Source organism: Curtobacterium sp. KBS0715, assembly GCF_005938005.2.
Lineage (GTDB): Bacteria > Actinomycetota > Actinomycetes > Actinomycetales > Microbacteriaceae > Curtobacterium > Curtobacterium flaccumfaciens.
This window is the reverse complement of record NZ_VCCA02000001.1, coordinates 2,901,832-2,927,993: the sequence shown is the minus strand read 5'-3', so window position 1 is coordinate 2,927,993 and position 26,162 is coordinate 2,901,832. Positions and strand designations below refer to the sequence as shown.

Genomic DNA, 26,162 nt, shown 5'->3' with positions numbered 1-26,162 from the left:
GTCACGCGCGATGGCAGGTGGAATCGGGCGTTCCCGGTCGAAAGGAACGAGCAGGTACGCCCGGTTCGACCCGGTACGCCCGGTTCGACCCGGTACGCCCGGTTCGACCCGGTACGCCCGGTTCGACCCGGTACGCCCGATTCGACCCGGTACGCCCGGAATGACCGGGCGCGTCAGACGGTCCGGATCGCGCTCGTCGCACCCAGGGCACGCCCGCGCCGGCGTTCGATCGCACGCCCGACGAGCAGCAGCCCCACGCTGACCACGGCACCGAGCACGGTCTGCGCGATGCGGTCGAGCGCCAGCAGCTGGGGTGCCTCGGGCAGGCTCAACCACGACACCGCCAGGGCGAGCGGGGTGAGGAACAGCAGGCACACGGCGTAGTTCCGGGCGACGAAGATCTCTGCGAAGAACTGCCCGACGACGGCCAGCACGACGATCCACCAGGCCGACGGCTCGAGCAGCAGGATGCCGACCGCGATGACCGTGCCGCCGATCGTGCCGACCACGCGCTGCCCGGCGCGGACCACGGTGTGCCGCTGGCGGATCGCCGGCAGGGTCGAGACCACCGCGATGACCGCCCAGTAGGGGTGCCCGAGCCCGGGGATCGACTCCGCGACGGTCCCGGCGACGAGTGACCCGACGACGTTGAGCGCGACGGTCTCCCACAGCGCGGGCGTCCGCAGGACCGCGAGCGACCGGTGCTTGCGGTCGGCCAGTGGGCGGAACCGGTGCGGGGCGTGCGGGTGGAACACCCGGCGGAGCACCGCACCGGACATCGCGACGAGCCAGGCCCAGACCACCGAGCAGACGATGATCGTCGTGACGAGCGGGACGTCCGCCGGGCGCATCGGCACGAGTGCGGACACGACGAACGCGAACACCGGGAAGATCGGCTGCGCGGGGATCGCCCGGAGCGTCGAGAGGGTGCAGACCGCGACCACCAGGACGACGACGAGACCCACGGCCTGCAGCCAGAGCGGCGACCCGACGAGCCCGACCCCGATGCCGGCGAACATGCAGAGCGCCTGCAGAGCGCCCGCGACACCGGTGGTGACGGCACGCTGCCGGTAGGGCTCGGTCGCACCGAAGATGGCGGTGAACCCGGCGAACATGGCGAAGGCGGCGTACCCCGGCATGCCGAGGGCGATGAGCAGCGCGAGCGGTGCGCCACCGGCGATCGCGGCGCGTGCCGCGCCCTCGAGGTTGATGGTCCGGGTCGAGTGCGCAGGTGTCGTCATGTCGTCACCATCTTCCCACCGCGACGGGTGTCGGGGAGTCGCCACGGGCCTCCAGGCTGTGCCGCCACGGGGTGACGGACCCGCGACGCACGGGGTGCCGCGCGTTGGTATACCAATGGTAGAGTCGCCTGATCGGGCCGCGGTCGCGGCGCAACGACGAGGACGAGGAGGGCTGAGCTGATGGGAAAGACGCTCGCCGAGAAGGTGTGGGACGACCACGTCGTGGTCAAGGGCGAGGACGGCAACCCCGACCTCCTCTACATCGACCTCCACCTCGTGCACGAGGTGACGAGTCCGCAGGCGTTCGACGGCCTGCGGCAGGCCGGGCGACCGGTGCGTCGCCTCGACCTGACGATCGCGACCGAGGACCACAACACCCCGACGCTCGCCATCGACCGCCCCATCGCGGACCCGACGAGCCGGATCCAGATCGAGACGCTCCGTCGCAACTGCGAGGAGTTCGGCGTCCGGCTGCACTCCCTGGGCGACAAGGAGCAGGGCATCGTCCACGTGGTCGGCCCGCAGCTCGGCCTGACCATGCCCGGCATCACCGTGGTCTGCGGTGACTCGCACACCAGCACCCACGGGGCCTTCGGTGCGATGGCGTTCGGCATCGGCACGTCCGAGGTCGAGCACGTCCTCGCCACGCAGACCCTGCCGCTCAAGCCGTTCAAGACGATGGCGATCACGGTCGAGGGGACGCTGCGCCCCGGCGTCACCGCGAAGGACATCATCCTGGCCGTGATCGCGAAGATCGGAACCGGCGGCGGGCAGGGCTACGTGCTCGAGTACCGCGGCTCCGCGATCCGCGCCCTCTCGATGGAGGGCCGCATGACGATCTGCAACATGTCGATCGAGGCCGGTGCCCGCGCCGGCATGGTCGCCCCCGACCAGACCACCTACGACTACGTGCAGGGCCGTGACCACGCGCCCACCGGTCAGGACTGGGACGACGCCGTCGCCTACTGGGAGACCCTCGCCACCGACGACGACGCCGTCTTCGACGCCGAGGTGTTCATCGACGCGGACGATCTCGAGCCCTTCGTCACCTGGGGCACGAACCCCGGCCAGGGCGTCTCGCTGTCCGAGAGCGTGCCGGACCCGGCCGCCTACAGCGACCCCAACGACCAGGCCGCCGCCCGCCGTGCCCTGGAGTACATGGACATCACCGCCGGCACCCCGATGAAGGACATCGCCGTCGACGCGGTGTTCATGGGCTCCTGCACGAACTCGCGCATCGAGGACCTGCGGGCCTTCGCGTCGATCATCAAGGGCCGCACCAAGGCCGACGGCGTCCGGGTGATGGTCGTGCCCGGCTCCGCGCGGGTCCGGCTCGAAGCCGAAGCCGAGGGGCTCGACAAGGTGTTCACCGAGTTCGGTGCCGAGTGGCGGTTCGCCGGCTGCTCGATGTGCCTCGGGATGAACCCGGACCAGCTGGCACCGGGGGAGCGCTGCGCGAGCACCTCGAACCGCAACTTCGAGGGTCGCCAGGGCAAGGGCGGCCGCACGCACCTGGTGTCGCCGCTCGTCGCCGCGGCCACCGCGGTGCGCGGCACGCTGTCCAGCCCGTGGGACCTGGAGACCGACGACGAGATCGCGGCGGCGACATCCGCCACCGCCACCGAGGGGACCTTCTGATGGACAAGATCACCACCGTCTCCGGCATCGCCGCGCCGCTCAAGCGGTCGAACGTCGACACCGACCAGATCATCCCCGCGGTCTACCTGAAGCGCGTCACCAAGACCGGCTTCGAGGACGCCCTGTTCGCCGGGTGGCGGCAGGACCCCGACTTCGTGCTGAACCAGGAGCGCTACCAGGGCGCCCGTGTGCTGGTCGCCGGGCCGGACTTCGGCACCGGTTCGTCCCGCGAGCACGCCGTCTGGGCGCTCCGCGACTTCGGCTTCACGGTGGTCGTCTCGCCCCGTTTCGCGGACATCTTCAAGGGCAACGCCGGCAAGCAGGGCCTGGTCACGGCGATCGTGACCGAACCGGAGGTCGAGCGCCTGTGGGCCGCCATCGAGGCGAACCCGGGCATCGAGGCGACGGTCGACCTCGAGACGCAGCGCGTGTCGCTGGGGGATGTGGACGTCCCCTTCGAGATCGACGCTTACACTCGTTGGCGGTTGATGGAAGGGCTCGACGACATCGGGCTCACCCTCCGTGACGAGACCTCGATCACGGAGTTCGAATCCCGCCGCTCCAGTTGGCGGCCGAAGACATTGCCGGTGAAGTAGTGAACTCTCTCGTACAGGACGCAGCGGCCGCAGGGGCGCGCGTGGGCCTCAAGTCGGACGAGATCGTCATCCGCGGGGGCAAGCCGCTCGTGGGACGCATCGAGGTCCGTGGGGCGAAGAACCTCGCGACCAAGGCCATGGTGGCGTCGCTGCTCGGTGACACCCCGTCGATCCTCCGTGACGTGCCGGACATCTCCGACGTCAAGGTGGTCCGCGGGCTGCTCGAGGTGCACGGCGTGCGCATCACCGATCCTGCACGAGGCGAACTCATCCTCGACCCGTCGCGGGTCGAGTCGGCGCACTTCGCCGAGATCGACGCGCACGCCGGTTCGAGCCGCATCCCGATCCTGTTCTGCGGTCCGCTGCTGCACAAGCTCGGCGAGGCGTTCATCCCCGACCTCGGCGGCTGCCGCATCGGTGACCGCCCGATCGACTTCCACCTCGATGCCCTCCGCGCCATGGGTGCGGTCGTCGACAAGCAGGTCAACGGCATCCACCTGACGGCCCCGGACGGCCTGAAGGGCGCCTCGATCGAGCTGCCGTACCCGAGCGTCGGCGCCACCGAGCAGGTCCTGCTCTCGGCGACCCTCGCGAAGGGCGTCACGGAGCTGCGGAACGCCGCGATCGAGCCCGAGATCATGGACCTCATCGCGATCCTGCAGAAGATGGGCGCCATCGTCTCGGTCGAGCCGAACCGCGTCATCTTCATCGAGGGCGTCGAGTCGCTCCGCGGCTACACGCACCGCGCGATCAACGACCGCAACGAGGCCGCGAGCTGGGCCTCCGCCGCGCTCGCCACCAACGGCGACATCTTCGTCGAGGGCGCGAACCAGCAGGAGCTCATGACGTTCCTCAACGTCTTCCGCAAGGTCGGCGGCGGGTTCGACATCCAGGAGGACGGCATCCGGTTCTACCGCGAGCTGGACACCCTGAAGCCCGTCGTCATCGAGACCGACGTGCACCCCGGCTTCATGACGGACTGGCAGCAGCCGCTCGTCGTCGCGCTGACCCAGGCCGAGGGCCAGAGCATCGTGCACGAGACCGTCTACGAGAACCGCTTCGGCTTCACCGACGCGCTGAACGAGATGGGTGCCGACATCGTCGTGCACAAGGAAGGGCTGCCCGGTCACGACCGCCGCGTCGCCCGCCGCCCGTTCGAGCAGGCCGCCGTCATCACCGGTCCGACGAAGCTGCACGCCGCCAACGTCCGCGTCCCCGACCTGCGCGGCGGGTTCAGCCACCTCATCGCGGCGCTGACCGCCGACGGCGAGTCGCACATCACCAACGTCGGCATCATCAGCCGCGGCTACGAGCACTTCATCCCGAAGCTGCGCAAGCTCGGCGCCGACTTCGACTTCGCCGGGTAGGCACGGTGCCGGCAGAAGCGAGAGGCGACGGTCTGGAGGCCCGTGGCGGCTCCGACGCGCAGGTCACGACCGGCCTCCCCGTGCGTGGGCGCCGGTGGCGCCGCGGTGAGCTGAACACCGCGTTCCGGATCGTCGCCTCGATCGTCATCCCGACGTTCCGGTTCTCGGCGCGCTACCACTGGCACGGCCCGAACCGCCTGCCGGCGGAGGGCGCGTTCGTGCTCGCACCGAACCACTTCACGAACATCGACCCCCTGGTCGTGGGCACCGCCGTGTACATCTCGAAGCGGGCGCCGCGGTTCCTGGCGAAGGCGTCGCTGTTCAAGGTCCCCGTGGTCGGCAAGCTCATGTCCGGCATGGGACAGATCCCGGTCGAGCGCTCCGGTCGGACGCGCCTGAGCGACCCGCTCGGGGGTGGCCGGTCCCTGGTCGAGCAGGGCGGGGCGATCATCGTCTACCCCGAGGGCACGCTCACCCGCGACCCCGACCTGTGGCCGATGCGCGGCAAGACGGGCGCGGTGCGGATCGCGCTCGAGAACGACGTGCCGCTCATCCCGATGGCCCACTGGGGCACGCAGAACATCATGGCCAGGTACGGCAAGAAGCTCCGGCTGTTCCCGCCGTCCCGCGTCGACGTGATCATCGGTGACCCTGTCGACCTGTCGGCGTACCGCGGTCGGCAGATCGACCAGCAGATGCTCGGCGAGGCCACCGAACTCGTCATGCGCGAGATCACCGCGCTGCTCGAGGTGCTCCGTGGCGAACGGGCACCCGCGACCCGCTGGGACCCGGCGGCGAACAACCAGAAGGAGACCGGCCGGTTTGAGTGACCTCCGACCCCACGACGACCGACCCGACCCCGCCGCCGCGGCTCCGGGGGCCTTCGACACCGCCGCGATCCGGGTGGTCATGCAGTCGACCGACAAGCCCCGGGTGGCCGTGATCGGTGCCGGCAGCTGGGGCACCACGTTCGCGAAGGTGCTGGCCGAGGGTGGTGCGTCCACCGTGGTGTGGGCCCGTCGCCCCGAGGTCGCCCGCGAGATCACCGAGACCAAGCGCAACTCGGACTACCTGCCCGGCATCAACCTGCCCCGCACCCTGACCGCGTCGACGTCCCTGGAGCACGTGCTCGACGGCGCCTCGCAGGTGTACGTCTCGGTACCGTCGCAGACCCTGCGCTCGAACCTCGCCGCGATCCGCGAGCTGCTGCCCCCCGGCGTGCCGGTCGTCAGCCTGATGAAGGGCGTCGAGAAGAGCACGGGACTGCGGATGAGCGAGGTCCTGCTGCAGGGCCTCGGCATCGACCAGGACCGCATCGCCGTGGCCAGCGGCCCGAACCTGGCGCTCGAGATCGCCCGACGGCAGCCGACCGCCGCCGTGGTGTCGTCGTCGTCGCTGGAGACCGCCACCGACGTCGCCGCCGTCGCGACGAACCCGTACTTCCGGTCGTTCATCAACACCGACGTCATCGGCACCGAGTTCGGCGGCGTGCTGAAGAACCTCATCGCCGTCGCGATCGGCATCGTCGACGGGGTCGGCTACGGCGAGAACACCAAGGCCTCGATCATCACGCGCGGCCTCGCCGAGATGACCGACTTCGCGGTGTCGCTCGGCGCGCAGTCGTCCACGCTGTCCGGGCTCGCGGGCCTCGGCGACCTCATCGCCACGTGCCAGTCGCCGCTGTCGCGGAACAACACCGCCGGGCGGTTGCTCGGCCAGGGCTACCGGTTCGACGAGGTCGTCCGCCAGATGAACCAGACGGCGGAGGGGCTGGCTTCGGTCGCCCCGATCCTCGAGCTGGCCGCGGCGAACGGCGTCGACATGCCCATCGTCAGCCAGGTCGGCGAGGTCCTCGCCGGTAGGCTCGATCCGCGCAACATCGCGCCGCACCTCACCGAGACCGACGAGCCGCAGGGCGAGTGACCGGTCCCGCACCGAGTCACGAAGGGACTCCCGTGCCCACGATCCCCGAGGGAACCCCCATGCCCAGGACCACCGTCGCCGTGCTCTTCGGCGGTCGCTCGAGCGAGCACGAGATCAGCTGCGTGACCGCCGGCGGCATCATGGACGTCGTCGACCGGGCCGAGTACGACCTCGTGCCGATCGGGATCACCCAGGACGGTGCCTTCACGCTGCAGTCGGACGACCCGGCGCAGTGGACCATCCGCGACGGCGCGCTGCCGACGGTGCCCGACAACGGCACGCGGATCGCGTTCCCGACCTCGCCGGCGACCAACGAACTCGTCGTGTCCCACCCCGACGGCACGGTCACCGCGATCCCGGTCGACGTGGTGTTCCCGATCCTGCACGGCCCCTTCGGCGAGGACGGCACGATCCAGGGTCTGCTCGAGATCGCGGGGCTGCCGTACGTCGGCGACGGCGTGCTCGCGAGCGCCCTGGCCATGGACAAGCACGTCGCCAAGGCCGTGCTCGAGCACGCCGGGCTGCGGGTCGCACCGTGGACCACCGTGCTGCGCCGGCAGTGGGTGGCCGACCCGGTGGACGTCGCCGAGACGATCGCCGCGCACGGCTGGCCGCTGTTCGTCAAGCCGGCCCGCGCCGGGTCGAGCATGGGCGTCTCGCGCGTCGACGAGCCCTCGCAGCTGGGTGCCGCCATGGACCTGGCGTTCGAGCACGACTCCAAGGTGATCGTCGAGCCCCGTGTGGTCGGCCGCGAGGTCGAGGTCGCCGTGCTCGAGGGCCGTGACGGAGTGCCGCGCACGAGCCTGCCGGGCGAGATCGTCGTGGCCGAGGACGGCTTCTACGACTTCGCCTCGAAGTACCTGGGCGGCGACGAGTCGCTGCTCTGCCCGGCACCGCTGACCGACGACCAGACCGACGAGATCCGCTCCATCGGTGCCCGCGCGTTCGAGGCCATCGGTGGTTCGGGGCTCGCCCGTGTCGACTGCTTCCTGACCGACGACGGTTTCGTCGTGAACGAGGTCAACACGATGCCGGGCTTCACGCCGCTGTCGATGTACCCGCGCTGCTGGGCGGCGTCGGGGGTGTCCTACGGCGAGCTCGTCACCGAGCTCATCGAGCTGGGTCGCGCGGCCGTCCGCTGACGGGCGTCAGCCCTGCACGTCGTCGGGGTCGAGGCACTCGTGTCCGTCCTTCGGCAGCGAGGACACGGCGTCGGACAGCTCCTGCACCACCGTCGACGTGGTCTTCGTCGAGTCGACCACGACCTGCACCGCCGGCGACCGACCGAACGTCGTGAAGACGACCTGGTCGCCCCGGTCGTCGCGGATCCAGTCGACGCCGCCCTGCGAGAAGCACGGCAGGTCGGACACGGTGGGGACGGCGACACCGCAGTGGTAGATCGCCACCTCGGGGTCGCCCCAGGCAGCGGTCGCCTGCGCGTTCGTGTTCCGCAGGTCGAACTTCGAGTCCACGGTCGCGGGCAACCGGACCTGCACGGCGGCGCACGCCGCTGCGTTGGCCGACGGGGCTGCGGACATCGACACGGCGTTCGTGCACCCGGTCAGCCCGGCGGCGAGGGTGATCACGGCCCCCACGATCGCGAGGGTGCGAGGGGTGCGGCGCGCGGTGTCCATCGTCGTCCAGGCTACCGTTCTCGTGTGGATGCGACGGACGACGCCTGGGCCGGACCGACGGTGGGGGAACTCGGCGAACTCGTCGTCCTCGACCGGATCACGAGTCGCCTGCCCGCAGGCACACCGATCCTCGGCCCCGGAGACGACTGCGCGGTCGTTGCCGCCCCCGACGGCCGCTTCGTCGTGACGACGGACATGATGGTGCACGGTCCGGACTTCCGGTGGGCGTGGTCGTCGCCGACGGACATCGGCTGGAAGGCGGCCGCCACGAACCTCTCCGACGTCGCCGCGATGGGTGCCGTGCCGAGCGGCCTCGTGATCGCCCTCGCCGCACCGCAGGACACCCCCGTGGCCGTCCTCGAGGGCATCGCCGACGGCTTCCGGCTCGCCGTCGACGCACTCGCGCCGGGGTGCGGGGTCGTCGGGGGAGACCTCTCCACCTCGGCGACGTTCACGGTGGCCGTCACCGCCTTCGGCGACCTGCTGGGCCGAACGCCCGTGCTGCGGTCGGGTGCGAGCGTCGGTGACGTGCTCGCGGTGTCCGGCGAGCTCGGACGTGCCGCCCGTGGGCTGTCCCGGCTGTTCCGCGACGGCGTCGACGACCGGGGCGAGCCGGACCGTGCCGCGACGGTCGCGAGCGGCGCGGACGTCGACCCCGACGTCGGACGCCAGCGCCGCCCGGTGCCCCCGATCGCCGACGGGCCGCTCGCGGCCGGGGCCGGGGCCACCGCGATGCTGGACCTGTCCGACGGCCTGGCGATCGACGCCGGTCGGCTCGCCCGTGCCAGCCGGGTGACGCTCGAACTCGATGCCGCCACCGACCTCGACGAGGTCGCCCTGCACGGTGGCGAGGACCACGGACTGCTCGCCACGTTCCCGGCCGACGCGGTCCTGCCCGGGGGCTTCCGGCGCATCGGTGTCGTGCGGGAGCGCGGCGACACGGACCTGCTGCGCGCCGGTGCCGTCGTGCCGACGACCGGCTGGGACCCCTACGCCGACTGGGACGGCGCCGCCGGCTGATCCGGCCGGGTCGGTGCACGACCGTGTGGCGACAGAACACGCGTCGTTCGACAGGTGCACTGTCGCCGGGCGCGTGCACACGGGCAGGGCGCCTCAGCCGGCGGCGACGGCCTCCCACGCGACGGTCTCGCCGTAGCTGCGCTTGCTGAACGGCGCGAGCCCCGCTGGCCAGGTGGGCTCGGGGGAGCGCTTGCTCCGCTCGACCACGACCACGGCATCCGGCGTCAGCTTCGGCGCCAGGGCCTCGAGCACCTCGGCGAGCTCGTGCTCGGTGACGTCGTAGGGCGGGTCGATGAACACCAGGTCGAAGGTGCGGACGGTCCCGCGCAGGTACCCGAGCACCGGCTGCGGCTGCACGTCGATCCGGACGCCCGGCACCCGCTGCTGCACCGCCTTCGCGTTCGCCCGGCAGGCCTGCGCGGCGGCGGACGCCCGGTCGACCAGGACCACCTCGGCCGCACCGCGGGACGCCGCCTCGAGCCCGAGCGCGCCCGTTCCCGCGTACAGGTCGGCCACCGACGTGGCCTCGACGAGCCCCCGTGCGTCGAGCGACGAGAACAGCGCCTCGCGCACGCGGTCGCTCGTCGGGCGGGTGCCGGACTTCGGCACCCGGAGCGTCAGGGAGCCGGCGGCGCCGGCGATGATGCGGGTCATGCAGCCACCGTATCGGCCCGGCGGGTCCGGTCCGGTGTTCTCCACAGGCCGCTCGGGAGGCACGGGTGGGGTCGGTCGTGCCCGGTACCGTTGGAGCGTGGTCACCTCCGGAACCCCCGCTGCGCCGGCCGCGCCCGACCTCGGTCAGGCGCCGCTCGACGCGCGGCTCGCGAACGTGCTCGGCGGTCGGACGGCGACCGCGATCGAGAAGGCCTTCGGCTACCGCACGGTGGGGGAGTTCCTCGAGCACGCGCCCCGCCGTTACGCCGAGCGTGGTGCACTGACGGCCCTCGACTCGCTCGCGATCGGCGAACCCGTCACCATCGTGGCCGAGGTCGTCGACGTCCGTGAACGCACCATGCGCGCGCGCCGCGGTTCGATCCTCGAAGCGAAGATCGGCGACGGCAAGGGCCTGCTCACCCTCACGTTCTTCAACCAGGGGTGGCGCACGAAGGACCTCGTCCCCGGCGCCCGGGGCATCTTCTCCGGCAAGGTCAGCGACTACCGGGGTGCCCGGCAGCTCGCCCACCCCGACTACGAGCTGTTCGACCCGGACGACCCCCGCGCCACGGCCGAGCCCGGTTCCGACGAAGCGATCCGGTGGTCGCGTCAGCCGATCCCGATCTACCCGGCGACGGCCTCGCTCACGTCGTGGCAGATCGCGAAGTCCATCGGGATCGTCCTCGACACCCTGCCGGACCTGCCCGACCCGGTGCCGGCGTCCGCGCGGTCCCGGCTCGACCTCGTGCCGTTCCGCCGTGCCCTCGAGCTGCTGCACCGCCCCGAGAAGGTCGCGGACTTCAAGCGCGCGCAGGACGCCCTGCGCTACCGCGAGGCGTTCGTGCTGCAGACCGCCCTGGTGCAGCGGCGGATCGCGGCCCGTCGCACCGCGGCCACCCCCCGCGTGGCCGCCCCGGGTGGCATCCTCGAGCGCTTCGACGCCACCCTGCCCTTCACGTTGACGGACGACCAGCGGGCCGTCGGTGCCGACATCGACCAGGACCTCGCCCGCACCTGGCCCATGCACCGGCTGATCCAGGGCGAGGTCGGGTCGGGCAAGACCCTCGTGGCGATCCGGGCGATGCTCACGGTGGCCGAGTCCGGCGGCCAGTCCGCGCTCATCGCCCCGACCGAGGTGCTGGCGGCCCAGCACCTGCGCTCCATCGTGAAGTTCCTCGGGCCGGACCTGGCCGCCGAGCTCCGACCGGTGATCCTGACCGGGTCGCAGTCCACCGACGAACGTCGCCGGGCCCTGCTCGCCGCGGCGTCGGGCAGCTCACGGCTGGTCGTCGGCACCCACGCGCTCCTCGGGGACCGGGTGGACTTCGCCGAGCTGGGGCTCGTGGTGGTCGACGAGCAGCACCGCTTCGGTGTCGAGCAGCGCGAGGCCCTCCGCACCAAGGGCACGACCCCGCCGCACGTGCTCGTGCTCACCGCGACGCCGATCCCGCGCACCGTCGCGATGACGGTGTTCGGCGACCTCGACGTCTCGACCATCACGGGCATGCCGTCGGGGCGCGCCGGCGTCGAGACCTTCACGGTCCCGCTGGCGGAACACCCCGGGTGGGAACCCCGGATCTGGTCCCGCATGGCCGAAGAACTGGCCAAGGGCCGCCAGGCGTTCGTCGTCTGCCCGGCCATCGACGACGCCCACACCGAGGACGACGGCGAGCCGGAGCCGGCCGAGGGCGAGGACGACACCCCGAAGCGTGCCCCGGCGACCGTGCTCGCCACCGCCGAGCGGATGCGCACCATGCCGGTGCTCGACGGGCGCTCGATCGCGGTCCTGCACGGACGGATGACCGCCGACGAGAAGGACCGCGTGATGACGTCCTTCGCCGCCGGCGACCTCGACGTGGTCGTGGCGACGACCGTGATCGAGGTCGGCGTCGACGTCCCGAACGCGGCGATGATGGCCGTCCTCGACGCCGACCGGTTCGGGGTCTCGCAGCTCCACCAGCTCCGCGGCCGCATCGGTCGTGGGCAGTGGGCCGGGGTCTGCCTGCTGGTCACCTCGGCCGAGCTCGAGACCACCTCGCGCGAGCGCGTCGACGCGGTGGCCGCCTCGGACGACGGGTTCGAGCTCGCCCGGGTCGACCTCGAGCTCCGGCGCGAGGGCGACGTCCTGGGCGAACGGCAGTCCGGTGGGCGGTCCTCGCTCAACCTGCTCCGGGTGGTCGAGCACGCCGACCTCATCGTCGATGCGCGCGAAGAGGCCGAGCGCGTGCTCGAACCGGATCCCGAGCTCGAGGGGTCCCCGGCCCTCCGTGACGCCCTCGCCCGGCGCCTCGACGAGTCCGACGCGGCGTTCCTCGGCAAGAACTGACCCCGGAGCACGACGGCCCGCGCGGTATCGTCGCTGCCATGGCGCAGATCGCGGTGGTCCCCGGTTCCTTCGACCCCGTCACCCTCGGGCACCTCGACGTCATCGGCCGCGCGGCCGGGCTCTTCGACGAGGTGCACGTCCTCGTGGTGCACAACCCCGACAAGAAGCCGGCGATGTTCGAGGCGGTCGACCGGGTGCGGCTCATCCGCGACTCGCTGGTCGAGGTCGGCGCGCCGGACACGGTCACGGTGGGCGAGTGGACGTCCGGGCTGCTGGTGGACTACTGCCGCCAGGTCGGGGCGAAGGTCCTGGTGAAGGGCGTGCGGTCCGGCGAGGACGTCGCGTACGAGACCCCGATGGCCATCATGAACCGCCACCTGGCCGACGTCGAGACGGTGTTCCTGCTGCCCGAGGCGTCGCGGGCGCACGTGTCGAGCTCGCTGATCCGGCAGGTGTCGTCGCTCGGCGGAGACGTCACGCCCTACGTGCCGAAGACGGTCGCCGACGCGCTCGCGGCCCGCTGAGGGCGCCTGCACAGCCCGGCCGGCACGCGCACTGCGCCCACCGCGTCCGGACACGCCTGTCGCCACCTCGACTCTCGGCCCTGATCGCGCTAGGCTTGTCGATCGTGTCTTCCCCCGTGAACAGCCCCTACGCCCTGCGCGTGCGCGACCTCGCGCACCGGCCGGGTGAGATGCGCGAGCACTCGCTCGACATCGAGGTGCCCGACGCGATGGGGGCCGGTCTGATCGGCGTCCGACAGGGTGCCGAACTGCACATCGACGTCAAACTCGAAGGCCTGCACGAGGGTGTACTCGTGTCCGGACACGCTTCGGCCGACGCCACGGGGGAGTGCTCGCGCTGCCTCATCGACATCAGCGAACCGATCGAGGTCGATTTCGCCGAGCTGTTCGCGTATGATGCCTCGGAGGATTTCGACTTCTTCGTTCGCGATGACCACGTGGACACCGAACAGGTCGTTCGAGATGCGGTGGTGCTGTCGCTGCCGTTCCAGCCGGTCTGCCGACCGGACTGCCCAGGACTCGACCCGGTGACGGGCGAGCGTCTGGCCGACCTCGGCGAGCAGCCCGCTCGTCAGGTGCTGGATCCCCGCTGGGCAGCGCTCAGCGCGATCGAGCTCGACGACAGCACCGACGGTGACACCACCGCACCGAAGACCACCGAGGGCGAGGAGCGGGCCGAGACCGAGTAGGTCCCGACACCGCCAGCCCCCGTACCGACCACCGACCAACCGAAAGAGATTCACCATGGCCGTTCCCAAGCGCAAGCAGTCCCGTGCGAACACGCACGCCCGTCGTTCGCAGTGGAAGGCCACGCCGATCCAGCTCGTGAAGACGATCGAGAACGGTCAGGTCACCTACAGCCTCCCGCACCGCGCGAAGGTCGTCGAGGACTCGGCCGGCACGCCCCTGTACATGGAGTACAAGGGCCGCAAGGTCGCCGACGTCTGATCGGACCGAACGCATGACGACAACGTCCGGCGCTGCGGGGTCTCGCCCCGCGGGGCCGGACGTCGTTCGTCTGCAGGGCATCCTCGGGGCCGACATCGACCTCGAGCTGCTCCAGCTCGCCCTGACGCACCGCTCCTACGCCTACGAGCACGGGGGCATCAAGCACAACGAGCGCCTCGAGTTCCTCGGGGACTCGATCCTCGGCCAGGCCGTGACCGTGAAGCTCTACCGGTCCTTCCCCGACCTCGACGAGGGTGACCTCGCCAAGCGTCGGGCGAGCCTGGTGTCGACCGTGGCGCTGGCCGAGATCGCCCGGATGATCGGGCTCGGCAGCTACCTGCGCCTCGGCAAGGGCGAGGAACAGACCGGCGGGCGCGACAAGTCGTCGATCCTGGCCGACACCGTCGAAGCCGTCATCGGCGCCACGTACCTGTCGGCCGGTCCCGACCCGGCCACCGAGCTCGTGCTCCGCCTGGTCGAACCGCTCATGATCGACCCGGACCGCTTCGGCGCCGCGATGGACCCGAAGACGAGCCTGCAGGAGCTCGCCTCGAGTCGTTCCCTCGGCAACCCGGCGTACCGCGTCACCGAGACCGGCCCGGACCACGACAAGACCTTCATGGCGACGGTCGTCCTGCAGGGCGAGGACATCGCCACCGGCACCGGCTCGAGCAAGAAGGCCGCCGAGATGGCCGCAGCGCTCGACGCCTGGACCCGGCTGTCCGGCCGAGCGGCCTGACCGCGTGCCCGAACTCCCCGAGGTCGAGGTCGTCCGCGCCGGCCTCGAACCCGCCGTCAGCGGCGCGCGGGTCCTGCACGTCGACGTGGTCGACGACCGTGCCCTCACCCGGCACGACGGCCCCTCGGAAGACTTCGCCGACCGTCTGACCGGTCGCACGATCGCCGCTGCCGTGCGCCGGGGCAAGTTCCTCTGGATGCCGCTGCAGCCCGAGCACGACGGGGACCGCCCCGAGGCACTCGTCGCCCACCTCGGCATGAGCGGGCAGATCCTGCTCGGCCGTGGTCGACCGGCGGCCAAGCACCGTCGGATCCTCATCGACGTGCAGCCCGCGGGCACCGACCGCTCGGGTGCGGCGGAGCCCCCCGTGGAGCTCGAGTTCGTCGACCAGCGCACGTTCGGCTCGATGGCGATCGACGCGATGGTGCCGACGGTCGACGGTGCTCCCGCCGGGTTCGGCGGGCAGGTCGACGCGATCGACCCCGATGCCGTGTGGCGTCGGTGGGTGCCCGGGCAGGTGTCGCACATCGCCCGTGACCCGCTCGACCCCGCCTTCGACGACGACCGGTTCACCGCGATGGCGCGGAAGCGTTCGAGCGGCATCAAGCGGGTGCTGCTCGACCAGGGCGTCGTGAGCGGCATCGGCAACATCTACGCCGACGAGTCGCTCTGGGCCGCGAAGCTGCACTACGACCGCGCCGCCGACCGCCTCACCCGAGCCGACCTGCGTCGGCTGCTCGACGAGGTCCGCACGATCCTGCGCCGGGCGCTCGAGGACGGCGGCACGAGCTTCGACGCCCAGTACGTCAACGTCAACGGGCAGTCCGGGTACTTCTCGCAGCGCCTGAACGTCTACGGGCAGCAGGGGAAGCCGTGTCCACGCTGCGGCACGACGATCGTGCGCGAGGCCTTCATGAACCGGTCGAGCCACATCTGCCCCGTGTGCCAACCCCGTCCCCGCGCCCGCACGCGTTAGCCTGACGCCAACCAGAGCATCCGGAGACCGCATGTACTTGAAGAGCCTGACCATCAAGGGGTTCAAGTCCTTCGCGCAGCCGACGACGTTCGCGTTCGAGCCGGGCGTGACGTGCATCGTCGGCCCGAACGGCTCCGGCAAGTCGAACGTGGTGGACGCCCTGGCCTGGGTGATGGGGGAGCAGGGGGCGAAGACCCTGCGCGGCGGCAAGATGGAGGACGTCATCTTCGCCGGCACCTCGACCCGCGGTCCGCTCGGTCGTGCCCAGGTGCTGCTGACCATCGACAACAGCGACGGCCTGCTGCCGATCGAGTACTCCGAGGTGACGATCGCACGCACGCTGTTCCGCAACGGTGGCAGCGAGTACGCCATCAACGGCGAGAACTGCCGGCTGCTCGACGTCCAGGAGCTGCTGAGCGACACCGGCCTCGGCCGTGAGATGCACGTGATCGTCGGGCAGGGGCAGCTCGACAAGGTGCTGCACGCCACCCCCGAGGACCGCCGCGGCTTCATCGAGGAGGCCGCGGGGATCCTGAAGCACCGTCGCCGCAAGGAGAAGACCCTCCGCAAGCTCGACGCGATGCAGACGAACCTGACCCGCCTGTCCGACCTGGCCGGTGAGATCCGGCGGCAGCTGAAGCCCCTCGGGCGGCAGGCCGAGGTCGCACGCAAGGCCCAGTCGGTGGCCGCGGTCTTCCGCGACGCCAAGGCCCGCATCCTCGCCGACGACGTGGTGCGCCTGCGCCGTGAGCTGCACGACCACCAGGAGGTCGAGGCGGGCCGCAAGTCCGAGCGCATCGTCCTGACCGAGCGGCTCGACCAGACCCGGGTGCGTCAGCAGCACGTCGAGCAGAGCATGGTCGGCGACGACGTCGACCGCGCGCGCACCGTCGTGCACCGGCTCGAGAGCGTGCAGGAGCGCCTCCGTGGCCTGTCAAGCCTGGCGAACCAGCGCCTGATGTTCCTCGCGCAGCAGGCCGACGCGCCACAGCAGGGCCCGACCGTCACCCAGGAGCAGGTCGCCGGGGTCCGTGCCGAGGCCGACCGCCTCGCCGCCCGCGCCGACGAGATGCAGGGCGGCTCGGCGACGACCGCCCGCGCGGTGCAGGACGCCCGCGCCTCGCTGGACGTCCTGGACGAACGCATCGCCGCCCAGGCTGCCCGGGTCTCGCAGCACGACCTCGAGGCGCAGCGGCTCGCCAGCGCCGTCGACGTCGCCCGGTCGAAGCGCGGTTCCGCCGTCGCCGACCGCGAGCGGCGGGAGCGGGCTCTGGCCGAGGCGGGGGAGCGTGCCGAGCGTGCTGCGGCGGCCCTCGCCGAACTCGGTGTCGACCCGTCCGAGGGGGTCGACGAGACCGCGCTCGCGCAGACCCTCGAGCAGGCGCGCGCCGAGCTCGAACGGGCCCAGACCACGCGCGACGAGCAGCGCGACCGGCTCCACGCCCTCGAACGCGAGCGGGACGCCCTCGACGCCCGGGTCACCGCGCTCGGCATGTCGATCGAGGTCCGCGACGGTTCGCAGGCACTGATCGACGCCGGTCGCGCGGGCATCGTCGGTCGCCTGGCCGACAGCCTGACGGTGTCGCCCGGGTTCGAGGCCGCGATCGCCACCGCGCTCGAGGGACTCGCCGATGCCGTCCTCGCCGACGACCGCGGCGCGGCGCTCGACGCCGTCGACCACGCCCGCGCTGCCGACCTCGGCCGGATCGACGTCGTCGTCGCGGACGCCGCGTCCGCCCCAGCGGCCCTGCCCGAGACCCTGCCGGCCGGCGTCCGCCGTGCCACGGACCTGGTGCAGGGACCGCCGGCGCTCGCGTCGATCCTGCGGGACACGCTGGTCGCGGAGACCGACGACCTCGACCTGGAGGCCGTGCTCACGGCCGCCCCGCTCGCCACGGTGGTCACGCGGTCCGGCGACCTCGTCCGTGCGGTCCGCGTGACCGGCGGCGGGGAGCGCGTGACCTCGCGCATCGAGCTCGTCGCGGAGCGCGACGACGCCGTGACGCGACGCGACGCGATCGCGACCGACGCCGAGGACGCGGCCACGGGCCTCCAGGCCGCGCGCAGCGCCGTCGAGGACGCACGCCGCCGTGCGGACGAGGCCGACGCAGCATCCCGCGCCTACACGCGGGCGAAGGCCGAGTACGACCGCACGAGTGCGTCGACGCGTGCGAAGGCGGAGAACGCCGCGGCCGAGGTCGAGCGGCTGCGTGCCGCGCTGGCCGAGACCGACGGCGCCGTCGAGACCGCCGAGGCGGTGCTGGCCGAGGCCGAGTCGGCGCACCGTGCCTTCACCGACCAGGAGCGCCCCGTGGTCGACGCGTCCGAGCGTCCCGCGCTGCAGGACGCGCTCGAGGCCGCACGTGCCGCCGAGGTCGAGCAGCGGATCCAGGTGGAGACCGTGCGCGAGCGTGTGCGCGCCGAACGGAACCGCGCCGACCAGCTCGAACGCCAGCTCGAGGCCGAGCGCGCCGCCGCCGAGGAGGCCGCGCGCCTCGCCGTCATCCGCCGTGGCCAGATCCGGACCGCCGAAGCCGTCCTCGCCGACCTGCCCGGGGTGCTCGGTGCGGTCGACCGTTCGCTGGCCGAAGCCCGGGTGCAGCTGGCGACGGAGGAATCCGAGCGGTCGAAGCGCAACACCGAGCTGCAGACGGTCCGCAACGAGGAGCGCGAGCTCCGGGACCGCCTGCAGACCATCACCGACGGCGTGCACTCGCTCGAGATGGAGATCTACGAGAAGAAGCTGCACGTGTCCGGCGTCCTCGACCGGGCGCAGAGCGAGCTCGGGCTGTCCGAGGCCGTGCTGGTGGCCGAGTACGGGCCGCACGTGCCGGTGCCCGTCGACGTGCTCGTGGACCCGCGGGTGCGCGCGCGGAAGCACCGCGAGGCGGAGCGCGCGGCTGCGGCCGCCGCCGAGGCCGCGGGCGTGACCGAGCCGCAGGAAGCTGCGGCAGAAGCCGGCCCCGAAACCGACGACGTGGCCCTCGTCGACGCGGAGTCCACCCTGCCCGGCGGCCCGGCGCTGCCCGAGTTCGACACGACCGACGAGATCGACCCCGCCGATGTCGAGACCGTGCCCTACGTCCGTGCCGAGCAGGAGCGCCGACTCAAGGCCGCGGAGCGCGACCTCGGACAGCTCGGCAAGGTGAACCCGCTCGCGCTCGAGGAGTTCCAGGCGCTCGAGCAGCGGCACGCGTTCCTCGCCGAGCAGCTCGAGGACCTGCAGAAGACCCGGACGGACCTGCTGACGATCATCGACGAGCTCGACACGAAGATGCAGACGATCTTCGAGTCCGCGTTCAACGACACGAAGGAAGCGTTCGACGTCATCTTCCCGATCCTGTTCCCGGGCGGCTCGGGGTCCATCAACCTGACCGACCCGACCGACCTGCTCGGCACCGGGATCGACGTGCAGGTGAAGCCCGCCGGCAAGAAGATCGACCGCCTGACCCTGCTGTCCGGCGGCGAGCGGTCCCTGGCGGCGGTGGCGCTCCTCGTCGCGATCTTCACCGCGCGGCCGTCGCCGTTCTACATCATGGACGAGGTCGAGGCGGCACTCGACGACGCCAACCTGGGCCGCCTGCTGACCGTGTTCGAGCGTCTGCGCGAGTCGTCGCAGCTCATCGTCATCACGCACCAGAAGCGGACGATGGAGATCGCGGACGCCCTGTACGGGGTGTCGATGCGGCAGGACGGCGTCTCGGCGGTCGTCGGGCAGCGGGTGCAGAAGCGCGAGCCGGCGGACGCGGTCGCGTAGGCGTCCTGGTCGCGACCGGACGGCAGACGGGAGGCGCGGTGCCAGCTGGCACCGCGCCTCCCGTCTCTCAGGTGCGTCCGGACAGGACGACGGGTCGCTACGCGCGACCGCGGATCGTCCGGAGCAGCCAGCCGATGACCGCCAGCAGGATGAGCACGATGCCCACCCAGAGCAGGAACTTCAGCGCACCGACGAAGATGCCGCTGAAGAGCAGGACGAGGCCGACGATGATCGCGATGATCAGCAGTGCGGGCATGAGGGTCTCCTATCCCTGGAACGAGACCGAGCAGATGCCCGGGCCGTCAGGGACGCTACTCCTCGGCGTGCCGACGCGTTCGCTCAGCCGACGAGGTTCTGCACGAACACGTGCGGCGTGAAGCCGGTCAGGTCGTTGATGCCCTCGCCCTGCCCGATGAGCTTGATCGGGATGCCGGTCTTCTCCTGCACGCTCAGCACGAAGCCGGCCTTGGCCGAGCCGTCGAGCTTGGTGATGACGAGGCCGGTCACGCCGGCACCCTCGATGAAGGCCTGAGCCTGTGCGAGGCCGTTCTGGCCCGTCGTGGCGTCGAGGACGAGCAGGACCTCGCTGATCTCGGTCTGCTTCTCGACCACGCGCTTGATCTTGGTGAGCTCGTCCATCAGGCCGGCCTTGGTGTGCAGACGCCCGGCGGTGTCGATGACGACGATCTCGGTCTGGTCGCGGATCGCCTTCTCGACGGTCTGGTACGCCACCGACGCCGGGTCCTGCCCGGGCTGCGACGGACGGACGACGTCGACCCCGGCGCGCTGGGCCCAGGTGGCGACCTGCTCGACCGCCGCGGCGCGGAACGTGTCCGCCGCCCCGACGAGCACCGTGCGGTCGTAGGTCTTCAGGAACTTGGCGAACTTGCCGATCGTCGTGGTCTTGCCGACGCCGTTCACCCCGACGACGAGCACCACGGCGGGCCGCGCGCTGAGCTTCAGGGTGGTGTCGAGCTTCGAGAGCCGTTCCTCGAGGACCTCGCGGAGCATGCGCTGCAGGTCGGCGGGGTCGGTCGTGCCGTACCGGTCGACGCGGGCGTGCAGGTCCTCGATGATCTCCTCGGAGATGTCGGGCCCGAAGTCGGCGCCGATGAGGGCGGTCTCCAGGTCCTCCCACGTGGTCTCGTCGATCGTCTTGCGCTGGAAGAGGCCGCGCAGCCGTGAGGACAGTGACCAGGAACTCGCCATGCTCCCAGCTTAGAGCGCGGCACATGTCCGCTGTGCCCGGTATGCTCGGGAACACGAAGGGGAGTATTCCCTCTCGGTGACCCCGTCAGTACGGTCCGGAACGATCCGGCCCCGGGGCGCCGGTCGTGCGACACCGGTTCCGGTGCCGGGCGACGGAAGAGACCTTCAGGCCTCGGCGTACCCGCACATCAGCGGCGCGCCCTACCTGAAGGAAACCGTGGACGTCCCACTCTTCGTCTGGCTCATCACGATCGCCGGCATCCTCGCGCTGCTGGTGTTCGACTTCTACTCGCACGTGCGCACGCCGCACGTGCCCCACATCCGCGAATCCGCGTTCTGGTCCGCCTTCTACATCGGCCTGGCGATCCTGTTCGGCATCGGGATCCTGGTCTTCGGCGGCGGGCAGGCCGGTGGTGAGTACTTCGCCGGCTGGCTGACCGAGAAGGCGTTGTCGGTCGACAACCTCTTCGTCTTCCTCATCATCATGTCGAGCTTCGCCGTGCCGAAGGAGTTCCAGCAGAAGGTCCTGCTGGTCGGCGTCGCGATCGCGCTCGTCGCACGCGGTGTCTTCATCGCCCTCGGCGTCACGATCATCGAGAACTTCTCGTGGGTCTTCTACCTGTTCGGTGCGCTGCTGTTCTGGCTCGCCTGGTCGCAGGCCCGCAGCGGCAACGACCACGGCAGCGAGGGCGAGTCCCGGCTCATCCGGATCCTCAAGCGCATCATCCCGACCTCGGACCACTACGACGGCGACCGCCTGACCACCCGTGTCGACGGCAAGCGGCTGTTCACCCCGATGCTGCTCGTCATGGTCGCCATCGGCCTGACCGACGTGCTCTTCGCGCTCGACTCGATCCCCGCGATCTTCGGGCTGACGCAGGACGCCTTCATCGTGTTCACGGCGAACGCGTTCTCGCTGCTCGGCCTCCGGCAGCTGTACTTCCTGATCGCCGGCCTGCTCGAGCGCCTCATCTACCTGGGCCAGGGCCTCGCCGTCATCCTGGCGTTCATCGGTGTGAAGCTCGTCTTCCACGCCATGCACGTCAACGAGCTGCCCTTCATCAACGGTGGCGAGCACATCGAGTGGGCGCCGGAAATCCCGATCTGGTTCTCGCTGGGCTTCATCGCGCTGACGATCGCGGTCGCCACGACCGCGTCGCTGGTGGTCTCGAAGCGCCGCCAGGAGCGCGGGCTCACCCCGACCGGTCAGCCGAAGGAGTCGGTCGAGGCCGAGGCGAAGTAGCCGTCACCATCTGACGGCCGGGAGGCGCGGTGCCAGCTGGCACCGCGCCTCCCGTCCGTCCGCGCGTTGTCCGGACGCACCGAGTTTCGGCCTGAGCGACAGTTCACGTGCTCCGCAGTCCGTGAAGTGTCGCTCAGCGCGAAACGCCGGCCGCGCCGCGTACGCCGCGACGCGTACGCCGCGCGAGCCGCGCGAGCGTCAGACGGCCTGGCGACCGGGGGTCGCGTCGAGCAGGTGGGCCAGGTGCTCGGGAACCGAGCCGCCGCGGGCCACCGTCGCCCGTGCCCACAGCCGGCCCGCCCGGTACGACGACCGGACCAGCGGTCCGGCGAGCACCCCGGCGAAGCCCATCTGCTCGGCGACCTGACGGAGCTCGACGAACTCCGCAGGGCTGACCCAGCGGGCGACCGGCAGGTGCCGGGGCGACGGGCGGAGGTACTGCGTCAGCGTGATGATGTCCGTGCCCGCGTCGTACAGGCGCTGCAGGGCGTCCTCGATCTCGACGCGCTCCTCGCCCATGCCGAGGATCAGGTTCGACTTCGTGACCAGTCCGGCGTCGCGGCCCTGCGTGATGACGTCGAGGGACCGTTCGAACGTGAACGCCGGCCGGATCCGCTTGAAGATCCGCGGGACGGTCTCGACGTTGTGGGCGAAGACCTCGGGGCGGGCGTCGAACACCGGGCCGAGCTGGTCCGGTCGCCCGTTGAAGTCCGGCACCAGGATCTCGACGCCGGTGCCGGGGGAGTGCTCGTGGATCGCGCGGATGGTCTCGGCGTAGAGCCAGGAACCGCCGTCGGGCAGGTCGTCGCGTGCGACGCCGGTCACGGTCGCGTACCGCAGGCCCATCTCCGCCACGGAGTCCGCGACCCGGCGGGGCTCGTCGCGGTCGAGCGGTTCCGGCTTGCCGGTGTCGATCTGGCAGAAGTCGCAGCGACGGGTGCACTGCGAGCCGCCGATCAGGAAGGTGGCCTCGCGGTCCTCCCAGCACTCGAAGATGTTCGGGCAGCCGGCCTCCTGGCAGACGGTGTGCAGCTGCTTCTCGCGCACCAGGCTCGACAGCTCGCGGAACTCGGGGCCCTGCGTGGCACGGGTCTTGATCCACGCGGGCTTCGTCTCGATCGGGGTCTCGGCGTTCCGGGCCTCGACCCGGAGCATGCGGCGGCCTTCGGGGGCGAGGGTCATACGAGGGTCTCCTGTCGGGCGGGCGCGGTGCTGGTGCTCGTGCTGGTGCTGGTGCTGGTGCTGGGGGCCGTCGTGCTGATCCGGCGGCCGCTGTGCATGCCGTCGACGGCCTGTCGGACGCGGTCCGCGACCAGGGGTGCGAGGTCGTCGACGGTCACCTGGGCACACCCCACGTACGCCGCCGCGGCGCTCAACGTCGTGACCCCGGCGTCCGCGATGCCGCACGGGACGATCGCGGCGTAGGCGTCGAGGGCGTTGTCGCAGTTGATCGCGATGCCGTGGCTCGTCACGCCCTCGGCGACGTGCAGGCCGATCGCCCCGACCTTGGCGGCGGGGGAGCCGTCCGTGCCCGGCACCCAGGCGCCGCTGCGACCCGCGACCCGTTCGGCGTGCACCCCGACGGCAGCCGCGGCGTCGATGACGACCTGCTCCAGGTCGCGCACCCAGGCGACGACGTCGAGGGGTTCGGCGAGCCGGACGATCGGGTAGGCGACCAGCTGCCCCGGTCCGTGCCAGGTGATGCGTCCGCCGCGGTCGGTGTCGACGACCGGGGCGCCGTTCGTCGGCAGGTCGGACGGTTCGGTGCGGCGTCCGGCGGTGTACACGGACGGGTGCTCGCACAGCACGAGGGCCCCGGGGGAACGGCCGGCGACGACGTCGGCGTGCAGGTCCCGCTGCAGGGCGAGGCCGTCCGGGTAGTCGAGCAGGCCGTGGTGGCGGACGATCTCGAGTTCCGGCATGCGGCGAGCGTACGACAGTTTCTGGACGGCGTCCAACAACCAGATGCTTGACCTCAACAATGGTTGAGATGGTCCGATGAGGGCATGGACATCCGACAGGTACAGCTCGCCACCCGCTCGCTCGACGACACCGCCCGATTCTACGAACGGCTGGGGTGCTCGGTCGAGATCGTCGACGCCACGGTGCGGATCGTGGTGGGGTCGACGCTCCTCGTGTTCCGCGAACTGCCGGAGATGACCGGAGCCCTGCACCTGGCGATCACGATCCCCACGGGGACCTTCGACGCGGCCAAGGCCTGGATCGCCGGACTGACGACGGTGCTCGGTACCGCTGACCAGGACGAGTTCGAGGGGCCGCCGAACTGGAACTCGCGGTCGGTCTACTTCGAGGGGCCCGACCAGCAGCTCCTCGAACTCATCGAGCGGCGGGACCTGGAGCCGGGCGCCCGGCGCGTCGGCGTCGGCGCCGGCGACGGTACCCGCACCGGCACCGGCAGCGACTCCGACGCCGGCGTCCCGCTCGTCTCGGTCAGCGAGGTCGGCGTCCCCGTGCCCGACGTCCTCGGCGCAGCCTCGGCCCTGCGACGCGCCGGTCTCGAGCCGTACGCCAACCCGCCGGGGGAGTCCTTCGCGGCGGTCGGCGACGTGGACGGTCTCGTGATCCTGGTGTCGCCCGACCGGCGCTGGTTCCCGACCGGCGACCGGAGTCCGTCGAGCGCGCCGGTGGTCATCGACGTGGGGCTCGACGCACCGGTCGGACTGACCGAGGGTGTCCTCCTGCGGTGAACGGGCCGGTGCCGTCGGCGGGAGCCTTGTAGAATCGACGGATCATGGCGCAATTCGGTTCACTCTCCGATCGGCTGACCGAGACCTTCCGCAATCTGCGGAGCAAGGGTCGGCTGACTCCGTCCGACGTCGACGGCACCGTCCGCGAGATCCGGCGGGCGCTCCTCGACGCCGACGTCGCGCTCGAGGTCGTCAAGGCGTTCACCGCATCGGTGCGCGAGCGTGCCCTCTCCGACGAGGTCAACCGCGCGCTCAACCCGGCGCAGCAGGTCGTCCAGATCGTCAACGAGGAACTCGTCGGCATCCTGGGCGGGCAGCAGCGACGGCTCGAGTTCGCCAAGAAGCCGCCGACGGTCATCATGCTCGCGGGTCTGCAGGGTGCCGGTAAGACCACCCTCGCGGGCAAGCTCGGCAAGTGGCTCAAGAAGGACGGCCACACCCCGATGCTCGTCGCGGCGGACCTCCAGCGTCCGAACGCCGTGCAGCAGCTGCAGGTCGTCGGCGAGCAGGCCGGCGTGCACGTCTTCGCGCCCGAGCCCGGCAACGGCGTCGGCGACCCGGTCAAGGTCGCCAAGAACGCCATCAAGGCCGCGATCGACCAGCAGTACGACACCGTCATCGTCGACACCGCCGGTCGACTCGGTGTCGATGCCGAGCTGATGAAGCAGGCCGCGAACATCCGCAAGGCCGTCGACCCGGACGAGGTCCTGTTCGTCATCGACGCGATGATCGGTCAGGACGCCGTCAACACGGCCCGTGCGTTCCAGGAAGGCGTCGACTTCACCGGTGTCGTGCTCTCGAAGCTCGACGGTGACGCCCGCGGTGGTGCCGCCCTGTCGGTGGCCAGTGTGACCGGCCGTCCGATCATGTTCGCGTCGACGGGTGAGTCGCTCGACGACTTCGAGCCGTTCCACCCGGACCGCATGGCGAGCCGCATCCTCGACCTCGGCGACATCCTGTCCCTCATCGAGCAGGCGCAGGGCGCCTTCGACGAGGAAGAGGCGCGCAAGGTCGCCGACAAGATCGCGACCGACAACTTCACGCTGAACGACTTCCTGCAGCAGATGCAGCAGCTCCGCAAGGCCGGCTCCATCAAGGGCATGCTCGGCATGCTCCCGGGAGCCAAGGGCATGCGCGAGGCGCTCGACAACTTCGACGAGCGCGAGATCGTCCGCACCGAGGCGATCATCCAGTCGATGACGCCCCAGGAGCGCGAGCTCCCGAAGCTCCTGAACGGTTCGCGCCGTCTGCGCATCGCGCGCGGTGCCGGATCGACGGTCACCGAGGTCAACGCGCTGGTCAACCGCTTCGAGCAGGCCGCCAAGATGATGAAGACCGTCGCCCGCGGGGGCGTGCCGCAGATGCCGGGCATGGGTCCGATCCCGGGCATGCACGGCGGCAAGAAGCAGCAGCAGGGCGGCAAGAAGAAGTCGAAGGTGGGCAACCCCGCCAAGCGCGCGGCCTTGGCTGCCGGCGCGGCGGCTGCGCCGCAGCAGGCCCCGCAGGGGTCCGGCCTCGGCCTCGGGGGCGCCAAGGGCGGCAAGGCACCGACCGAGGAAGAGCTCGCGTCGCTGCAGAAGTTCCTGGGTCGCTGACGCGGCTCGCGATCGCGACCACCTGACGGACGGGAGGCCCGGTGCCAGCTGGCACCGGGCCTCC

The 26,162-nt window shown here is 71.2% G+C and carries 24 protein-coding genes; 17 read left to right on the top strand and 7 right to left on the bottom strand.

The window, feature by feature from the left end:
• Positions 1 to 173 precede the first annotated feature (173 nt).
• Complete coding sequence (locus FFG40_RS13885) at positions 174 to 1,241, bottom strand: FUSC family protein (RefSeq protein WP_138803684.1); 1,068 nt, start codon at positions 1,239 to 1,241, stop codon at positions 174 to 176.
• A 180-nt stretch (positions 1,242 to 1,421) separates the two neighbouring features.
• Here FFG40_RS13885 and leuC point away from each other — a divergent pair, with 180 nt between their 5' ends.
• From leuC to FFG40_RS13855, 6 genes are all read left to right on the top strand, one after another.
• Positions 1,422 to 2,879 carry a 3-isopropylmalate dehydratase large subunit gene (gene leuC, locus FFG40_RS13880; RefSeq protein WP_111056299.1) on the top strand — a complete coding sequence of 486 codons (1,458 nt, stop codon included), beginning with the start codon at positions 1,422 to 1,424 and terminating at the stop codon, positions 2,877 to 2,879.
• Entirely contained in the window at positions 2,879 to 3,475 is a 597-nt protein-coding gene (gene leuD / locus FFG40_RS13875) for a 3-isopropylmalate dehydratase small subunit (RefSeq protein ID WP_071244876.1), read from the top strand. The genes leuC and leuD overlap by 1 nt, the downstream gene beginning before the upstream one ends.
• On the top strand, positions 3,475 to 4,842 hold the full coding sequence (gene murA / locus FFG40_RS13870; protein ID WP_071244875.1) for a UDP-N-acetylglucosamine 1-carboxyvinyltransferase: 1,368 nt from the start codon (positions 3,475 to 3,477) through the stop codon (positions 4,840 to 4,842). The genes leuD and murA overlap by 1 nt, the downstream gene beginning before the upstream one ends.
• A gap of 5 nt (positions 4,843 to 4,847) precedes the next feature.
• Positions 4,848 to 5,672 carry a 1-acyl-sn-glycerol-3-phosphate acyltransferase gene (locus tag FFG40_RS13865; RefSeq protein WP_111056300.1) on the top strand — a complete coding sequence of 275 codons (825 nt, stop codon included), beginning with the start codon at positions 4,848 to 4,850 and terminating at the stop codon, positions 5,670 to 5,672.
• 79 nt (positions 5,673 to 5,751) lie between these two features.
• Entirely contained in the window at positions 5,752 to 6,765 is a 1,014-nt protein-coding gene (locus FFG40_RS13860) for an NAD(P)H-dependent glycerol-3-phosphate dehydrogenase (protein ID WP_138804022.1), read from the top strand.
• Between the two features lie 59 nt (positions 6,766 to 6,824).
• A complete protein-coding gene (locus FFG40_RS13855) occupies positions 6,825 to 7,907 on the top strand; it encodes a D-alanine--D-alanine ligase family protein (RefSeq protein WP_138803683.1) in 1,083 nt (360 codons plus the stop codon).
• A gap of 6 nt (positions 7,908 to 7,913) precedes the next feature.
• Here the strand turns inward: FFG40_RS13855 and FFG40_RS13850 are convergent, their stop codons facing one another.
• Entirely contained in the window at positions 7,914 to 8,399 is a 486-nt protein-coding gene (locus FFG40_RS13850) for a DUF3515 family protein (protein ID WP_027465901.1), read from the bottom strand.
• Positions 8,400 to 8,423: 24 nt separating this feature from the next.
• On the opposite strand from FFG40_RS13850, the gene thiL reads away from it, so the two are divergent.
• Positions 8,424 to 9,419: a thiamine-phosphate kinase gene (gene thiL / locus FFG40_RS13845; RefSeq protein WP_138803682.1), complete on the top strand. Its 996-nt coding sequence runs from the start codon at positions 8,424 to 8,426 to the stop codon at positions 9,417 to 9,419.
• Positions 9,420 to 9,512: 93 nt separating this feature from the next.
• On the opposite strand, the gene FFG40_RS13840 is transcribed toward thiL, so the two are convergent.
• Positions 9,513 to 10,073: an RsmD family RNA methyltransferase gene (locus tag FFG40_RS13840; RefSeq protein WP_138803681.1), complete on the bottom strand. Its 561-nt coding sequence runs from the start codon at positions 10,071 to 10,073 to the stop codon at positions 9,513 to 9,515.
• Positions 10,074 to 10,170: 97 nt separating this feature from the next.
• Between FFG40_RS13840 and FFG40_RS13835 the strand changes: the two genes are divergently transcribed.
• The 7 genes from FFG40_RS13835 (at position 10,171) to FFG40_RS13805 (ending at position 19,343) form a co-directional block, all read left to right on the top strand.
• A complete protein-coding gene (locus tag FFG40_RS13835; protein WP_260678883.1) occupies positions 10,171 to 12,399 on the top strand; it encodes an ATP-dependent DNA helicase RecG in 2,229 nt (742 codons plus the stop codon).
• A 38-nt stretch (positions 12,400 to 12,437) separates the two neighbouring features.
• On the top strand, positions 12,438 to 12,923 hold the full coding sequence (gene coaD, locus FFG40_RS13830) for a pantetheine-phosphate adenylyltransferase (RefSeq protein WP_071244868.1): 486 nt from the start codon (positions 12,438 to 12,440) through the stop codon (positions 12,921 to 12,923).
• 116 nt (positions 12,924 to 13,039) lie between these two features.
• Complete coding sequence (locus FFG40_RS13825) at positions 13,040 to 13,612, top strand: DUF177 domain-containing protein (protein ID WP_071405664.1); 573 nt, start codon at positions 13,040 to 13,042, stop codon at positions 13,610 to 13,612.
• A gap of 55 nt (positions 13,613 to 13,667) precedes the next feature.
• Positions 13,668 to 13,871, top strand: a complete 204-nt coding sequence (gene rpmF / locus FFG40_RS13820) for a 50S ribosomal protein L32 (RefSeq protein ID WP_017888273.1) — start codon at positions 13,668 to 13,670, stop codon at positions 13,869 to 13,871.
• A 13-nt stretch (positions 13,872 to 13,884) separates the two neighbouring features.
• A complete protein-coding gene (gene rnc, locus FFG40_RS13815) occupies positions 13,885 to 14,610 on the top strand; it encodes a ribonuclease III (RefSeq protein ID WP_221935172.1) in 726 nt (241 codons plus the stop codon).
• 4 nt (positions 14,611 to 14,614) lie between these two features.
• A complete protein-coding gene (mutM, locus tag FFG40_RS13810; RefSeq protein WP_138803679.1) occupies positions 14,615 to 15,586 on the top strand; it encodes a bifunctional DNA-formamidopyrimidine glycosylase/DNA-(apurinic or apyrimidinic site) lyase in 972 nt (323 codons plus the stop codon).
• 31 nt (positions 15,587 to 15,617) lie between these two features.
• Positions 15,618 to 19,343: an AAA family ATPase gene (locus FFG40_RS13805; protein ID WP_138803678.1), complete on the top strand. Its 3,726-nt coding sequence runs from the start codon at positions 15,618 to 15,620 to the stop codon at positions 19,341 to 19,343.
• A 97-nt stretch (positions 19,344 to 19,440) separates the two neighbouring features.
• Here the strand turns inward: FFG40_RS13805 and FFG40_RS17165 are convergent, their stop codons facing one another.
• Both FFG40_RS17165 and ftsY read right to left on the bottom strand, forming a co-directional pair.
• Positions 19,441 to 19,599, bottom strand: coding sequence for a hypothetical protein (locus FFG40_RS17165; RefSeq protein WP_171907827.1), 159 nt, complete (start codon positions 19,597 to 19,599; stop codon positions 19,441 to 19,443).
• Between the two features lie 83 nt (positions 19,600 to 19,682).
• Positions 19,683 to 20,552 (bottom strand): signal recognition particle-docking protein FtsY, encoded by an 870-nt coding sequence (gene ftsY, locus FFG40_RS13800; RefSeq protein ID WP_027465892.1) that lies wholly within the window; start codon positions 20,550 to 20,552, stop codon positions 19,683 to 19,685.
• Between the two features lie 217 nt (positions 20,553 to 20,769).
• Between ftsY and FFG40_RS13795 the strand changes: the two genes are divergently transcribed.
• Entirely contained in the window at positions 20,770 to 21,795 is a 1,026-nt protein-coding gene (locus FFG40_RS13795) for a TerC family protein (protein ID WP_138803677.1), read from the top strand.
• A gap of 198 nt (positions 21,796 to 21,993) precedes the next feature.
• Here FFG40_RS13795 and lipA read toward each other — a convergent pair whose 3' ends face one another.
• Both lipA and lipB read right to left on the bottom strand, forming a co-directional pair.
• Positions 21,994 to 22,977: a lipoyl synthase gene (gene lipA, locus FFG40_RS13790; protein ID WP_138803676.1), complete on the bottom strand. Its 984-nt coding sequence runs from the start codon at positions 22,975 to 22,977 to the stop codon at positions 21,994 to 21,996.
• Entirely contained in the window at positions 22,974 to 23,717 is a 744-nt protein-coding gene (gene lipB, locus FFG40_RS13785) for a lipoyl(octanoyl) transferase LipB (RefSeq protein ID WP_138803675.1), read from the bottom strand. The genes lipA and lipB overlap by 4 nt, the downstream gene beginning before the upstream one ends.
• 84 nt (positions 23,718 to 23,801) lie before the next feature.
• Here lipB and FFG40_RS13780 point away from each other — a divergent pair, with 84 nt between their 5' ends.
• Positions 23,802 to 24,503 (top strand): VOC family protein, encoded by a 702-nt coding sequence (locus tag FFG40_RS13780; RefSeq protein ID WP_138803674.1) that lies wholly within the window; start codon positions 23,802 to 23,804, stop codon positions 24,501 to 24,503.
• Positions 24,504 to 24,547: 44 nt separating this feature from the next.
• Positions 24,548 to 26,098, top strand: a complete 1,551-nt coding sequence (gene ffh, locus FFG40_RS13775; RefSeq protein WP_027465889.1) for a signal recognition particle protein — start codon at positions 24,548 to 24,550, stop codon at positions 26,096 to 26,098.
• Positions 26,099 to 26,162 lie beyond the last annotated feature (64 nt).

What these genes read in the sequence shown, in the direction of transcription:
- FFG40_RS13860 (WP_138804022.1), top strand. Translation starts at nt 5,752, where the DNA reads ATGCAGTCGACCGACAAGCCCCGGGTGGCCGTGATCGGTGCCGGCAGC.
- FFG40_RS17165 (WP_171907827.1), bottom strand. Translation starts at nt 19,599, where the DNA reads ATGCCCGCACTGCTGATCATCGCGATCATCGTCGGCCTCGTCCTGCTC.
- ffh (WP_027465889.1), top strand. Translation starts at nt 24,548, where the DNA reads ATGGCGCAATTCGGTTCACTCTCCGATCGGCTGACCGAGACCTTCCGC.
- coaD (WP_071244868.1), top strand. Translation starts at nt 12,438, where the DNA reads ATGGCGCAGATCGCGGTGGTCCCCGGTTCCTTCGACCCCGTCACCCTC.
- lipA (WP_138803676.1), bottom strand. Translation starts at nt 22,977, where the DNA reads ATGACCCTCGCCCCCGAAGGCCGCCGCATGCTCCGGGTCGAGGCCCGG.
- lipB (WP_138803675.1), bottom strand. Translation starts at nt 23,717, where the DNA reads ATGCCGGAACTCGAGATCGTCCGCCACCACGGCCTGCTCGACTACCCG.
- FFG40_RS13780 (WP_138803674.1), top strand. Translation starts at nt 23,802, where the DNA reads ATGGACATCCGACAGGTACAGCTCGCCACCCGCTCGCTCGACGACACC.
- FFG40_RS13855 (WP_138803683.1), top strand. Translation starts at nt 6,825, where the DNA reads ATGCCCAGGACCACCGTCGCCGTGCTCTTCGGCGGTCGCTCGAGCGAG.
- ftsY (WP_027465892.1), bottom strand. Translation starts at nt 20,552, where the DNA reads ATGGCGAGTTCCTGGTCACTGTCCTCACGGCTGCGCGGCCTCTTCCAG.
- FFG40_RS13805 (WP_138803678.1), top strand. Translation starts at nt 15,618, where the DNA reads ATGTACTTGAAGAGCCTGACCATCAAGGGGTTCAAGTCCTTCGCGCAG.
- leuC (WP_111056299.1), top strand. Translation starts at nt 1,422, where the DNA reads ATGGGAAAGACGCTCGCCGAGAAGGTGTGGGACGACCACGTCGTGGTC.
- rnc (WP_221935172.1), top strand. Translation starts at nt 13,885, where the DNA reads ATGACGACAACGTCCGGCGCTGCGGGGTCTCGCCCCGCGGGGCCGGAC.
- FFG40_RS13840 (WP_138803681.1), bottom strand. Translation starts at nt 10,073, where the DNA reads ATGACCCGCATCATCGCCGGCGCCGCCGGCTCCCTGACGCTCCGGGTG.
- FFG40_RS13885 (WP_138803684.1), bottom strand. Translation starts at nt 1,241, where the DNA reads ATGACGACACCTGCGCACTCGACCCGGACCATCAACCTCGAGGGCGCG.
- FFG40_RS13850 (WP_027465901.1), bottom strand. Translation starts at nt 8,399, where the DNA reads ATGGACACCGCGCGCCGCACCCCTCGCACCCTCGCGATCGTGGGGGCC.
- rpmF (WP_017888273.1), top strand. Translation starts at nt 13,668, where the DNA reads ATGGCCGTTCCCAAGCGCAAGCAGTCCCGTGCGAACACGCACGCCCGT.
- leuD (WP_071244876.1), top strand. Translation starts at nt 2,879, where the DNA reads ATGGACAAGATCACCACCGTCTCCGGCATCGCCGCGCCGCTCAAGCGG.